At 66.3% G+C, this 13765-nt stretch carries 12 protein-coding genes and 1 riboswitch; of the genes, 3 read left to right on the forward strand and 9 right to left on the reverse strand.

Annotated features, from left to right (window positions below; all coding sequences use genetic code 11):
* Positions 1–2: 2 nt before the first annotated feature.
* From F1609_RS13150 to F1609_RS34570, 4 genes are all read right to left on the reverse strand, one after another.
* Complete coding sequence (locus F1609_RS13150; RefSeq protein WP_167076876.1) at positions 3–947, reverse strand: MipA/OmpV family protein; 945 nt, start codon at positions 945–947, stop codon at positions 3–5.
* 363 nt (positions 948–1310) lie between these two features.
* Positions 1311–2009: a hypothetical protein gene (locus F1609_RS13155; RefSeq protein WP_229421865.1), complete on the reverse strand. Its 699-nt coding sequence runs from the start codon at positions 2007–2009 to the stop codon at positions 1311–1313.
* 2 nt (positions 2010–2011) lie between these two features.
* Positions 2012–2902, reverse strand: a complete 891-nt coding sequence (locus tag F1609_RS13160) for a MipA/OmpV family protein (RefSeq protein WP_167076877.1) — start codon at positions 2900–2902, stop codon at positions 2012–2014.
* A gap of 56 nt (positions 2903–2958) precedes the next feature.
* On the reverse strand, positions 2959–4335 hold the full coding sequence (locus F1609_RS34570; RefSeq protein ID WP_229421866.1) for a hypothetical protein: 1377 nt from the start codon (positions 4333–4335) through the stop codon (positions 2959–2961).
* Between the two features lie 313 nt (positions 4336–4648).
* Here F1609_RS34570 and F1609_RS13170 point away from each other — a divergent pair, with 313 nt between their 5' ends.
* On the forward strand, positions 4649–5947 hold the full coding sequence (locus F1609_RS13170) for an ATP-binding protein (RefSeq protein ID WP_167076878.1): 1299 nt from the start codon (positions 4649–4651) through the stop codon (positions 5945–5947).
* A 54-nt stretch (positions 5948–6001) separates the two neighbouring features.
* Here F1609_RS13170 and F1609_RS13175 read toward each other — a convergent pair whose 3' ends face one another.
* The 4 genes from F1609_RS13175 to F1609_RS13190 form a co-directional block, all read right to left on the reverse strand.
* A complete protein-coding gene (locus F1609_RS13175; protein ID WP_167076879.1) occupies positions 6002–6316 on the reverse strand; it encodes a hypothetical protein in 315 nt (104 codons plus the stop codon).
* On the reverse strand, positions 6313–7029 hold the full coding sequence (locus F1609_RS13180) for a thiol:disulfide interchange protein DsbA/DsbL (RefSeq protein WP_167076880.1): 717 nt from the start codon (positions 7027–7029) through the stop codon (positions 6313–6315). Before F1609_RS13180 ends, F1609_RS13175 begins: the two co-directional genes overlap by 4 nt.
* 153 nt (positions 7030–7182) lie before the next feature.
* The gene (locus tag F1609_RS13185; RefSeq protein ID WP_167076881.1) at positions 7183–8064 is read right to left on the reverse strand and encodes a cobalamin-binding protein; all 882 of its coding nucleotides are present in this window, start codon (positions 8062–8064) and stop codon (positions 7183–7185) included.
* A complete protein-coding gene (locus tag F1609_RS13190) occupies positions 8064–10049 on the reverse strand; it encodes a TonB-dependent receptor (RefSeq protein WP_167076882.1) in 1986 nt (661 codons plus the stop codon). The genes F1609_RS13185 and F1609_RS13190 overlap by 1 nt, the downstream gene beginning before the upstream one ends.
* A gap of 78 nt (positions 10050–10127) precedes the next feature.
* Positions 10128–10281, reverse strand: a riboswitch (cobalamin riboswitch).
* A gap of 145 nt (positions 10282–10426) precedes the next feature.
* Here F1609_RS13190 and F1609_RS13195 point away from each other — a divergent pair.
* A complete protein-coding gene (locus F1609_RS13195) occupies positions 10427–12502 on the forward strand; it encodes a M1 family metallopeptidase (protein ID WP_167076883.1) in 2076 nt (691 codons plus the stop codon).
* Positions 12502–13380 carry a hypothetical protein gene (locus F1609_RS13200; RefSeq protein ID WP_167076884.1) on the forward strand — a complete coding sequence of 293 codons (879 nt, stop codon included), beginning with the start codon at positions 12502–12504 and terminating at the stop codon, positions 13378–13380. The genes F1609_RS13195 and F1609_RS13200 overlap by 1 nt, the downstream gene beginning before the upstream one ends.
* Before the next feature lie 71 nt (positions 13381–13451).
* Here F1609_RS13200 and F1609_RS13205 read toward each other — a convergent pair whose 3' ends face one another.
* On the reverse strand, positions 13452–13748 hold the full coding sequence (locus F1609_RS13205; RefSeq protein WP_167076885.1) for a hypothetical protein: 297 nt from the start codon (positions 13746–13748) through the stop codon (positions 13452–13454).
* Between the last annotated feature and the right edge of the window lie 17 nt (positions 13749–13765).

The raw sequence follows: 13765 nt of genomic DNA on the forward strand, positions 1-13765 counted from the left end.
GATCAGAATCGGTAAGCAAGTCCGGTGGACACAGTGATATTGTTGGCGCGCTCGACCAGCGGGCTGCGCCGCGCATCGCCCTGCAGACGCGCCGCGCGCGCGCCGCTGCTGATCATCCAGCCCGGCGACAGCGCCCAGTTCCAGCGCGCGCTGACGGCCACGTCGCGCAGCCCGCCGCCGGGGGCGTAGGGCATGTTGCCGCTGTTCATGGTGTCGCGCAAGCTTACGCCGAAATAACTTTGGTTGTAGCTGCGGTTGACCATGGTCAAGTCGGCCGCCAGCGAGACGCTATGGTGCGGCGCCAGCGCGCGTGCCACATGCTGCAAACCAACGGTCCAGCTGGCGCCATGGCGATCGCGCCCCGAGCCTGCCAGCAAGTTATTCGTGACGCGCAACGACGGCGTCAGATAATAGTTGAAAAACACCCCTCCCTGCAGGCGCGCACCGATGGCCTCGGTGCCGGCCAGGCGGTTGCCGCTGCGCTGCATGGGCAGTGGCGCAGGTTCACCGCCTATGGGCAGCACCTCGCTCGCGGGGGGCACCACCACGCCGGGATGCACTGGCGAGCCGCCGGCCGGGGTCGACGGCTTGTTCTGCGTACCCGACAGGTCCAGGCTGCCGAGCGACACGCCCATCGCGTCGTAGCTGCCCTTGTCGCTGCGGCGCGCCAGTACGGCCAGCATGGGACCATATTCGAACACGGGATTGGACGACAGATGCAGTCCCGCGCTCATCCCTGAAATAAACACCCCATTGCTCCACTCCACTTGCAGAAGCGGCAAGGCGGTGACCCGGTGCTCGCCCGACCCCTGGTAGCGCGGGGCCGAGACGGCGCCGAGCCCGACATACATGTCGCTGCTGCCATCCGGCATCGGATTGCTGGCGGGAGTCTGGGCCCAGGCGGCGGGAACTGCGCCGGCCAGGGCAAGGGCAAAAAGGGTTCTCATGAATGTCGCCGAAAAGAGGATCAGCCGCCATTTTACGGCCTGTCGGCAACATTGCCGAAATTGCTGAGTTTTCGTCAACGCCGCCGCGCGCCTGCGTACGCGTGGCGGCGTGCCACGATGCGCCGATGGCAGGCGCCGTCGCGCGGCCCGCTGCATCGCCATCGTGCTAATGGGACACGCGTCCCTGGAATAAAAAAAGCCCACGACACCGGAGCATCGAGGGCGAACGGAAAACCCGATGCGCATAGCTTAGATGCTAAGGCTTCCCCTTTCCGCCTCGAAATGTCTGGCATTTGTCGTAAATGTGTATTCGACATCGCCGGCGCCATCCGGCCACGCCGCATGGCCTCGCTGCCGAGCCCGCTATTCGATGAGCGGTGCGATCGCCAGCGGCGCGCCAGCCGCGAGCAACTGGGCGGCGCCGGCGTGCTCGGCGAAGCGATAATTGACGACGCGGTAAGCGCCATGCTCGTCGCCCGGAAAGGCCGCGCCCAGCGCCACCGGCAACAGCGCCGGCTGGCCGTTGCCGCGCACCCGCAACTGCGGCGCCGCGCCCTCGGCCGGATACACGAAACGCACGCCGACGCAGGCGCTGCCGCGCGCGCTGGCGCCGGTGTAGCGCTGGTAGTCGAGCGCCTGGGCGCAGGCGGCGCGCAGCTCGGCGCTGTCGTACACGCCATCGGTGCGCGGAACAATCGAAATGCGCGCGCGAAAACTGACCGGCCCGGCCCCGCCGTCGATCAGCAGCGGCGCGTTTTCGTCGAACGCGGCCTTTAGCACCGGAAACACCGCGCGCCCGATGGCATCGAGTGGCAGGCGCACGCTGCTGCCCTTGAGCTGCAAGCTCAGCTGTATGGTGTCGGGCAGCACGCCCTTGCGTGCCGGCACCAACTGGATCTGGTTCTGCAAATAATTTTTCGGGCGGCCATATTTCTCGAACACGATCATGGCGCGGTAGGCATCGCGGTAACTGAGCCATTCCGTACCGGCGGCACGCGTGCTGGCGCTGCCGGCTGCGGACAGCAGCGCCAGCAGCAAGGCGAGGTGGCGTGGCGCGTTCATCATCAGAACCGGTAAGCGAGCGCGCTCGACACGAGAAAGCCGGTGGGACGCTCCACCAGCGGGCTCTTGCGCGCGTCGCCGAGCACGCGGGTTGCTTGCACGTTATTAATCAGCAGCCAGGACGGCGTCAGGGACCAGTGCCAGCGCACCCCGGCGCTGGCACCGTTCAGGCCGGCGCCGGGCGCATACGCGCGGTTACCGCTGCGCAAAGACTCGCCCTGTGTGACGCCGAAAAAGCTGCTGTTGTAGCTGCGGTTGACCACGCTCACGCCGGCCGCCAGCGCCACCCGGTGATGCGGCGACGATTGCACCATCACGCGCTGGATGCCCAGGTTCCAGATGACGCCGTCGGAACCCTTGCCGGCCCCGGCAAGTATATTGTTGGTCAGCCGCACATCCGGACTGAGATAGACATTGACGAAGCCGCCCAGCTGCAGGCGCGTGTCGATCACATCCATGCCGGACAGGCGGTTGGGGCCGGCGCTACGCGCGTTCACGCCTGGCTGGTTGGGAGGCGCGCCGTCCTCCGGGGTCAGCGACGAGGTGTTCACGATCATGGAATTGAGCGACGCCCCGCCCAGCGCCGCGCCATTGCCCGATTCGCTGCGGCGCGCCTGGACCGCCAGCAGCGGCCCGAATTCGAGCGAGGGCTGGTCCGACAGATGGATTCCGGCATTCATGCCAGAAACAAAGACACCATTGCTCCACTCGCCCTGCAGCACCGGCACCGCCATGCGGCGCGGGCGGCGCGCGCCGTCGTACGCCGGGGCCGACACGAAGCCGATCCCGATGTACATGTCGCGGCTGCCGTCCGGCATCAGATTGACCGCCGGGGTGCGCGCATGAACCGGCGCGCAAGCGGCGCCGAGCAGGAAGGTCAGGAGTATTTTCATACATGGGTCCGGCCCGACGGCACGCTGGTGCGCGCCGTCGGGTAGCGGAAACGGCCCTAGAGGTAGCGCGATTGGCTCGAAAACACCACCGGCTCATCCGAGCGCGGCATCTTGACCAGGTGGACCGGGTTGGTGAAGGCCGGTGTGCACGCAGCGCCGAATGTCGGCCCCGGCGACAAGTTCACGCTGGACACGTGCAGCTTGCCGCCCTCGCGGTAGATGCTCTCGATCTTGCTGGTGAAGCAACCGCTGTAACCGCCCACGCCAAAGACGGCGACGACCATGTCCTTGGTGAAATCGACCAGCGGCGGCGCTTGATTCGAGGTGACTTTGCGCCAGACGGTGGACATGGTGCCGGCATCCTTGATCACGTAGTTTTGCTGCCCCTGGGTGTTCGCATAGTCGGTCCGGTAGACTTCGGCGAACGGCACTTCCTGGGTCGTGATCTTGACGAAGTCGACCACGGCGTCGACGCGCGGCACCACGATCATCTGCATCGGGTTGGCCACCACGGCAATGCACACCATGGCCGGATCGGGATCCTTGCGCTCGTAATAGATCACCAGGTGATCGTCGACGGCGGCGGCGCGGCGCACGCCGAAGCTGGCGCAGGCCGAGTCATTGCCACCGAACAAGGCGATCACCATCTCGGTCCTGAAGTCGACCTTGGGAACGGCCGGGGCCGGACTGCGGGTCGCGCTGTGCTCGGCCCACAGGGCCGCCAACGCGGCCTGATCGCGCACCACCACGTTGCGCGCCGTGCTCACGCCAGAGAAGCGGTCGCTGGTGACGGTCTTGAAGTCCACGCTGAGTCCATTTGCTGGGAGGAATTTAACTTCTTGAGCGACATGACCACGGCCGATATTGTCGACAAAGTCCCAACTACCGGCGTTGCTGGCCATGAACTTGAAGTCGTCCACCATGGCCGGGTTCGCGCATTCGGTTTTGAGGCCGGCGATCGTCGACGTACTGCTGCAGATTTTCGTGCCGGACGCCAGGCTGGTCAGTTCAATACGCGTGCCATTGTCCGGGCAGTCACCCGACTGGACCGTCAACACATCCTTCTTGTCGATCAAGTAGATCGCGTTGGTCATATTGGCGCAGGTAGCCGTCTGGGCGCGCTTGATGAACGGCTCGATCCCGACGATCGGTTCCACCAGCGGCGTCGGAGTTGGGGTTGGCGTCGGGGTCGGCGTCGGGGTCGGCGTCGGCGTCGGCGTCGGCGTCGGCGTTGGCGTCGGGGTCGGCGTCGGCGTTGGCGTCGGGGTCGGCGTTGGCGTTGGCGTTGGCGTTGGCGTTGGCGTTGGCGTCACCACGATATCGGGCTGGGTCTGCGATGGGGCCGGCGTGCTGTCGCCGCCGCCGCCGCAGCCACCGAGCGCGACGGCGCCCGCCAGAGGGAGACAGGATAAAAGACGAATCAAAACGGACATGGCGAATCCTTTCAACGATTGTGAACGAGACCCGCCGCCACCAAAGTGGCAGGCAGACCGAATACGAGTAACGCCATCATAACGACAAGCGCGCAACAATTCCGCCAACATCTGTCCCCCATTTGTCACTTTTTTGTAATACCGCGATGCGCGCCGCTCTTATACAATGCTGCGCAAGGAGAGGCGATAGCTATGGCAACAGTTCTTGAACAACGTTGTGGCGGGGAACGCGCATGAACCGCTGCTTCTTCGTGCCGGCAATGCCGGCGAGCGCGGTGGCGACCATTGGCCTGTCTTTTGACGGGCAACCCGCGTGAACCGCATCTTCTTCCGCTTCTTCGTGCTGGTGATGCTGTCGATCACGGTCGCGACGTTCTTCATCTATGTCGCCATCAGCCGCCTGTTCGGCGACCCGCTGGACGATATCGCGCGGCGCCAGGCGGCAGCCCAGATTTTCCTGCTGGAACAATATATCGACAAAGCCCCGGCCGACGAGTGGCTGGTGCGCCTGAACAAGGTGCGCGAAGTGTCCGACGTCAAGCTCGACCTGGTGCCTCTGGCCAGCGCCCGGTCCGCGCTGCCGGCCAAGCAGCACGGCGCGCTCGACCGCGGCGAACTGGTGCTCGACACCGCCCACAAAGCCTTCTACCGCCGGGTCGACCTGCATGGCGAGAGCTATATCGGCAGCGCCGAAGAAGTCATTCATGCGCAGGAACTGCCGATCGACATCAGCCTGGCGCTGGAAATGGAAGCGGTGCGCTACGTGATCGTGGCGCTGTTCCTGCTGGTGCCGGCCGCGCTGTGGTCGCGCTCGCACTGGCTGGGGCTGCAGGCGCTCTCGCGCGTGGCCGACGAGGTCGGGGCCGGCAAGCTGGCGGCGCGCGCCGTCTTCAAGCCGCGCGCCAGCATCTATCCGCTGGCAGAGCGTTTCAATCACATGGCCGGGCGCATCGAAGGCTTGCTCGACGCCCAGAAAAACCTGCTCCATTCCGTCTCGCACGAACTGCGCACGCCGATTGCGCGCCTCGAATTCGCCTTGGAGCTGCTGCGCTCGGCGGCGGACGATCCGGCGCTGGAAACGCGCATCGCGGCGATGGAAGGCGACGTGGCCGAGCTGAACGGCCTGGTCAATGAACTGTTGAGCATGATCCGGCTCGACAGCCGCCAGGGGCTGCAACAGGCCGACTTTGAACTGGCGCCCGCACTGCTCGGGTGCGTCGATGCGCTCGACCCGCTGGCGGCGCAGCCGCAGGTGCGGCTCGACGGCGCGCTGGGCAGCATGAACGGCGACCGGCGCCTGCTGCTGCGGGCGGTAGGCAACCTGCTCAGGAATGCGCAAAAGTACGGCAACGGCCGCATCGCGCTGTCGGCGCGCCGCACGGACGGGGTGGAAATCGTGGTGGAAGACGACGGGCCGGGCATTCCCGAAGGCGAACGCGGCAAGGTGTTCGAGCCGTTCTACCGGATCGACCGCAGCCGCGACCGCAGCACGGGCGGGTTCGGACTGGGACTGTCGATTGCGCAGAAGGCCGTGGCGCTGCATGGCGGCACCATTGCGGTCGAGCAGTCGGAGATGGGTGGCGCGAGGTTCGTGATCGCTTTGCCGGCGTAAGCGCACAGCGTTGACGCCGCAGGGCCCGTCAATCACGGACCCGGCGGCGCGGGATTACTTCTGCTCCGGCCTCAGATGGGTGATGCCATGCCAGAGATGCTGCCACCAGTGCTCGCGCGAGCTGACCACCTGCAGGCAGCGCATATCGATCTCGCCCTTGAACACCGGATCGGCGCACTGCTTGGTCATCAGGGCGTGGCGCTGGTTTTCGGCATTGACGATGGCGATCGCAAACCACACGAGCAGGCTGCACAGCACCACGACCAGGCTCCACGCCAACTGGTTGATCCAGCTGCGCTCGAACAAATCTTCCTCTACGGGGCGCGAGCCGTCGTAGATTTTGATGAGTTTTTCTTCAGGATCGCTCATTTGCCGGCAGGTTTGGCAACAGGTTTCGCGGCAGCCGGCGCAGCGGCGCCAGCCTTCTCTTTTTGCGCCCTGGCCACCAGCGCGTCAAGCGTTTGCTGGACCGCCGGGTACACGGTCGCATTGGTCAGGCCCGGATTGGCGCCGCCGATAGCCGCTGGCGAGGTCAGGAAACGGCCATCGATGACCAGGCTCGGCGCGCCATCGATCTTGTAGTTGCGCATGACCTGCTCGGCGCCTTTGAGTTTGGTCAGCACGCCGAACGAGTTCCAGTATTCCATGAACTTGGCCTTGTCGATGCCCTGCTTCGGCACCCAGTCGAGAATCGCGTCATCCTTGTTCAGGCGCAGGCGCTCGACGTGGAAGGCGCGGAACACTTTTGGATTCATTTCTTCGGACTTGCCCATCGCTTCGAGCGTCAGGTGCAGGTGCGCCTCGGGATCGGTCGGACCGGAGACCGGGAAGTGCACGCGGCGGAACACGATGTTGTCGCCCTGCTTCTTGACCCAGTCGGCCAGGTGCGGCTCGAGCGCGTTGCAGGCCGGGCAGTGATACATGAAAAATTCGATGACTTCCACTTTTTTACCGACCGTCTTGGTCGGCTGCGGGCTCGCCAGCGTGACAAATTCGGCGCCATCTTTAGGATCGGCGGGCGACGCGAACGCCGTGGTGGCGACCAGGCTGGCGACAGCGAGAGCAATACGCAGGAAACGCATAAATATCCTTCATGTTTAAGTTAAGACGACGTTCGCGAGATTACCACTTTTTGCGGCAGGTCCGGGGCGACAGTCCCGCATTTTACATTGCGTTGCAAATGCCGTGCCGGTTAGCCGCGCCGCCGCTGCGCGTCTTGCTCTATAAACGCGCGTCTACCTGCGGCGTTGACGCGCCAGCTCGAGTTTTTCGCAAAGAATGGCGGCGCCCTGCGCCAGGCGCGGCCCGGGCCGGGTCAGCAATTCGCCGTCGAGCGTGAACAAATTGCCATTACGCACCGCCAGCAGGGTCTTGTACGGCGCCCACATCGCCAGGCCGGCCTCCGACGGGTCGTGCGGCACGCTGCCGACGATCGCTTCCGGATTGGCCTGCAACACCGCCTCGATGCCGACCGAGGGCGCCTTGACCGCCAGCGCGGCGAAAATATTCTCGCCGCCGCACAGGCCGATCGCGTCGCTCGCCACCTGCTGGCCGTTAAGGGTGTACAGCGGCTTGTCCCAGACCTGGTAGAACACCTTGACCGGGGAACGCTTGCCGTAGCGCGCGCCCAGGGCGGCGATATCGGCCCGGAACGCGGCCGCCGCCGCCCGCGCTTCTCGCTCGGTGCCGAGCAACTGGCCGAAACGCAGCAGGCTGTCGGCCACCTGCCCGATGCGCGCCGGTTCGCTGTAGAACATCGGTATGCCGAGCTGGCGCAACTGCTCCAGCTGGCGCGCCGTGTTCCCGCTCTGCCAGACCACCAGCAAGTCGGGTTTGAGCGCCAGCACCCGTTCGATATCGATCTGGCTGTTGTCGCCCACCAGGGGAATCGTCTTGGCGGCAGGCGGATAATCGCTGTAGCTCATCGCCCCGACGATGCGCGCGCCGCCGCCGGCTGCGAACAGCAGCTCGGTGACATGCGGCGCCATCGACACGATGCGCCTGGCCGGCGCGGCGAGCGCCACCCGGCGCCCGGCGTCATCGACCACCGTTACCGGGGCGGCGCCGGCCAGGCCCGAGCACACGGCCAGCGCGGCGATGGCGAGGCGCTGGCGCATCAGAAGTCGTAGCGCGCCGAGACCTTCAGCTGGCGTCCGTCGGCCGGATAGATGCCGCTGTTGCAGCCGAAGGCGTTGCTGGTGTAGCGCTTGTCCGCCAGGTTCAGGCCGGCCACCGCGAACTCCCAGGCGCCCATCTGGCGCGCATAACGCGCATCAAACGTCGTGGCCGACGAGATCCGCACGCCGCAGGTGTTGGCGAAATCGGCGCCGAAGCGCTGCTTGCCGGCCCACTGGGCGCCGATATCGGCACTATGGCCATTGCCCGGCACCCAGGCCAGGCGCGCCGAGACCACGTTCTTCGGCACCAGCACCATTTCGCTGCCGGCGTTGCGCCCTTCGGTGAAGCGCGCCCGCACGTACTGCCAGTTGGCGTTCACGCGCCAGTCGCGCGCGATGCTGGCGTGCGCGTCGACTTCCACGCCTTTGCGCTGGGTCGGATCGAGGTTGGTGTTGGCGCCGTAACCGCCGTTTGCGCTCGGATCGTAAAAGATCTCGTTGCGCAGCTGGTGGCGGAACAGGCGCGCGGTCGCGCCCAGGCTGCCGGTGCCGTAGACCAGGCCCAGTTCCAGGTCGCGCGAGGTTTGCGGCGCCAGCAGGCCGGGCGAGGAGCGGTAGCCGTTTTCGTCGACGTTGGCCACGCGGTAGCTGCGGCCCGCCTTGGCGTACAGGTTCACGGCCGGCATGACGTCGACACTGCCCTGCACTTCCCATGCGTTGAGGGTTTGCTTGCTATCGTAGGGCGTGGCGAAAGCGCGCGTATCGGTCGCGTCTTTCTCGAAGCGCTCGCGGCGCGCACCGACCGCCATGCGGGCCTTGTGCTCGCCGCCGAAGGTGAGTTCATCGCGCAGGTACAGCGCCCGGGACTTTTGCGCCGCGTCGGCGTTCGAGTAATCCGAATCGGTCACGCGCGTCCATTTGACCAGGTCGACGCCAGCCACCAGTTCGTTGAGCATGGCGCCCATCGGCGCCAGATAGCGCAAGCGCGGCGAAAACTGGGTCTGCACGCTCTCGTAGGTCGCCTTCGAGCCCTCGGGCGTGAAGAAATAGGCCGAACGGGCGGTGCGCTCGCGGCGCGACAGCTCGGCGGCCAGGTCGAGCGCACCGACGCGCTGCTCGGCGAACGCGGTCAGGCGGTCCGAGTCGAGCGCGCCGACATCGTACGGGGTGCTTTCCTTGCGCGGATTGTCGCGGAACTGAGCGGCGCTCAGGGGCCCCGGCAGCTCCGACTCCTGGCGCGCGCGGTCGTAACGCACGCCGATGCGGCCGCTCTGGTAAGCCCACTGGGCGCCGCCGCTGAAGGTATCGAGTTCGAACGCGTTGTGGTCGCGGTAGTTGTCGGTGCGCGCCCTGCCGACCGAGGCGTCGAGGGCGAAACCGTTCCACGACTGCGCCAGCGCGGCGCGCAGGTCGCGCAGGCCGAACTGGCCGGCTTCCGCGCGCAGCATGCCGCGCCGGCCGTTCGCTTGCGGACGTTTGGTGACGATGTGGATCACGCCGCCGGTGGCGCCCTCGCCATACAGTACGCTGGCGCCGCCGCGGATAATCTCGATGCGCTCGACCGTCTCGACCGGAATCGACGACAGGGCCGCATTGGTCAATTCACTTTCGGACATGCGCACGCCATCGAGCGTGATGACCATGTTCTGGCTGCTGTTGGTGCCGAAACCGCGCATATCGAGGCTGAAATCGGGCGAGCCGTCCAGGCTCTGGCGACCGTACACGCCACCGATCTTGCGGATGGCCTGGTTGACATCGGCCGCGCCGGCGCGGCGGATGTCGTCGGCGGTGATGACGGTGGCGCCGATGGGCGCGAACGCCGGGTCGCTGGCGAAACGCGCGCCGGTGATGGTCACCTCAGGCAGGGCCTGGGCCGCCAGCGTGGCGCTTGTCGCCAAACCTGAGGCAAAACACAGGGACAGGGCGGAAACCAGGGCGAGCGGCGTGGCGGAGAGCGCGCGGCGCGGCAGTACTGCAAAAATCATGATGTCGTCTTCAGAAAATGAGTCCTGGCCTGCGTCCCCGCAAGCCGGATTGCACGGACCGGTGCGCGCTGCGCGGCATCGTGTCCACCTGTTTTGGCCGGTATCCGGGCTGGCAAGGCCATAGGCGCTTGCAGTACCGTTGCGGGGGCAGCACACCTGGAACGAATCCTGTGTTTCCCGTTTAACAGCCGGCGTGAACACGCGGGCGGGCACCAAAACTGCCGCCATTATAGTCGCAGTCGCGATCCGGGCTGAGCCTCACGTAGCGCCTGCGTGGCGACTCGCGTAGCGCACCAGCGGCTGTTGTGGCATGCTGTGCGCCTCGCCGGCTGCCGGCCCCGATCGACTGTCAGCGCCCCGGCGGCGCAGGAGAATGCATGCAAGAGCGAACCCGAACCATGGCCTTAAGGGCGCTGTTGCTCGCCGCTGCCGCCATGGCCGGCGCCGAACTGCTGGCGCAGGCCGACATCACCATCACGCCGATCCCGCAACCGGCGACCGAGATCGATATCGGCTTCGCCCTGCCCTCGGCCAGCGCGGTCAACGTGCCTAGCGCCCCGCACGCGTGGGGCGGTCCGCGCAGCGGCAGCGAGGCGACCCTGTCGGACCGCGTAGTCGACTACCGCATCGAAGCATCGCTCGACCCGGTCAGGCACACGGTCGACGGCCGGCAAACGCTCACCTGGCGCAACCGCAGCGCCCAGACCGTGCGCAGCATCTACCTGCATCTGTACATGAACGCCTTCAAGGATGCGGGCAGCACCTACTTCACCGAGCAGCGCGCGGCCGGCTACCGCATTCCTGTCAAGGCGGGCGAATGGGGCCATATCGCGCTGCGCAGCGTGACCCAGGGCGGGAACAAAGTCGGCTGGTCCTTCGTGCAGCCGGACGGTGGCCCCGCCACCGACCAGACAGTGGTGCGCTTCGACCTGCCGACGCCTGTTGCGCCGGGCGCCTCGACCAGCGTCGACATCGCGTTCCTGACCCAGTTGCCGCGCGTGGTCGCCAGCACCGGCTACTTCGGCAGTTTTCACCTGGTGGGCCAGTGGTTCCCCAAGATCGGGGTGCTGGAGCTGCCGGGCGAACGCGGGGCCACGCGGGCGCGCTGGAACGTGCATGAGTATCACCACGAGACCGAGTTCTACGCCGACTTCGGCCGCTTCGACGTCAAGCTGACCGCGCCCAAGGGCTATACGGTGGGCGCCACCGGCGAACTGCAAGGCGCGCCGGTCGAACGCGGCGGCATGCTGACCCACCACTACGTGCAGGGCGACGTCCACGATTTCGCCTGGACCGCCGACCGCCGCACCGCGCCGCCGCTGCGCTCAACCTGGAGCGCGCCGGACGGAGCGCAGGTGCAGCTGTCAGTGCTGTTCCCGCCCGAACGCGCGGCAACCGCCGCCCCGGCCCTGACCGCGGCCGCCGATGCGCTGAGCTATTTTTCGAAGACGCTTGGGGCCTATCCGTACAAGACGCTCACCATCGTGGTCCCGCCGCTCAATGCCGACAGCGCCGGCGGCATGGAATACCCGACCTTTATCACCGTCACCGGCCACGAGAAGGTGGTGCCGAAGACGGCGGACGCTTTCGATCTCGATCTGGTCGCCATCCACGAAGTGGGACACAGCTACTTCTACGGCATCCTGGCCTCCAACGAAGTCGAAGAACCGCTGCTCGACGAAGGCTTGAACGAATACTGGAACCAGCGCATGCTGCGCGACACCGGACGCAAGACCTATCGCGGCCCGCCGCTGCTGGCCACGCTCGGAATTGCGCCCGGGTTCGAGCCCTTCGACGTCGAACGCCACGACGCCGCGCCCGGCGAAGCGGCCGATCCGCTGGGGCAGAACGCCCATATGCGTTTGAAGGGCATCGGCCCGGTGTACATGCGCGGCGCCACCATGCTGCGCGACCTGGAACAGCGCATCGGCAAGGAGGCGACCGAGCGCGCCTTCAAGGAATACTACAGGCGCTGGAAGTTCCGCCATCCGAGCACCGCCGACCTGCGCGACACCTTGGCCGAAGTGAGCGGCCAGCGCGCCGCCGTGCATGCCGCGTTCGCGCAGCAGGTGTACGGCACGGCCAGCGTGGACGACCGCATCGCGCGCTTGTCGAGCCAAGCGGAGGCCGGGGGCAAGCCCGGGGCCTGGCGCACCAGCGTCATCTTGCAGCGGCGCGGCGCTGCGGTCGCGCAAAGCCTGCTCGTCAAGTTCGCCGACGGCAGCAGCGAGACAGTACTGTGGGACGACCAGAAAAAGACGCGCACCTTCAGCTGGGTAAAGCCAGTGCGCGCGCTATCGGCCGAACTCGATCCGAAACGCCAGCATTATCTGGACGCCAGCAAACTCGATGACAGCCGCACGCTCGACCCGGACGGCAGCGCTTCGCGCCGCTGGACGGGCGAGCTGGCCGCGTTTTTCAACATTCTCTTTTCCCTGATTGCGACCGTGTGATGAAACAGACGCCCGCCTTGTCGATGGCTTGCGTGCCGCGCGCGGTGCACGCCGCGCTGCAATGGCGCCTGCTGCTGCTGTGGGCCTTGTGGATGCTGGTGCCGACCCTGATCCTGGCGCTGCCGGCCTGGCAGCTGCTGTCCGCGAACCTGGACTACTCGGTACACGCGCAAGCGCTGGCGCGCGCGCTCGACATGACCGCCATCGGCGACCTGCTGGACGTCCAGGCGCGCCAGCAGGGAACCTTCATCCAGGTCGGCGCGCTGGCGGCCACCGTCACGCTGCTCATCTCGCCCCTGCTCTCGGGGATGGTGGCGACCGCGGCCCGCAGCGCGCAGGCGCCGGGCTTCGCGGCGCTGCTGCGCGGCGGCGCCGGCTACTACTGGCCCATGCTGCGCATGCTGGCGATCGGTGCGCTGCCACTCGGGCTGGCCTATATGGTTGGTAACGCCGCCATCGGAGCGGCATCGACCCGCCTCACCACCGTCACCAGCGCCGGCGATGCGGCGCTGCTCATGACGCTCGCGCAGGTGCTCACGGTGCTGCTGATGGGACTTGTCGCCGCGTCGCTCGACGCCGGCCGCGCCTTTCTGGCGGCCGACCCGGGCAAGCGCTCGGCCTTATCGGCCTGGCTGTCGGGCTGCACGCTGCTGGCGCGGCACCCGCTGGCGTCCCTGGGCAGCTACATCGTCATCAGTCTCGCAGGGCTGGTGCTGGCCGCCCTGCTGTCGCTGGCGCGCGCCAACACGGCGGGCGTCGATGCGATCGGATTTGCGGAAGCGCTGCTGCTCACGCAGGCGGCGGTGGTCACCATCGGCTGGATGCGCAGCGCGCGCCTGTTTGCGCTGATCGAACTGGCGCGCACGCGCGCCGTCTGAGACAGCCACGGACAAAAAAAACCCGGCAAGGCACGGCGTTGCACCGTGTCTTGCCGGGCTTTGTGATGATGCTACGACAACATTAGCGCCAGTTGGCGGCAATCGTCGGATTCAGGCTGTTGGCATAGTTCGCCGGCAAGGTCGTCTGGCCGGCCGCTGGCGGTGCCCAGGCCGAGTATCTTGTTTTTAACGTTTCCACCTATAAGCGCATCGGAAAAATTCGTCTCGGCGACACCGCCAACCAAGGTTCCATCGGCGTGGTATTGCGCCTTGGTCCAGTCGTAAGAGTGGCCATTCGCGCTTAAAGGAGCATGTTGATCTCCCATAATCGTATAGGTAGCGTTGCCTGTGTCTTTCAGACTGAGCACAATGGTATTGGTGCTGG

The organism is Massilia aquatica, from assembly GCF_011682045.1.
GTDB lineage: Bacteria > Pseudomonadota > Gammaproteobacteria > Burkholderiales > Burkholderiaceae_D > Telluria_A > Telluria_A aquatica.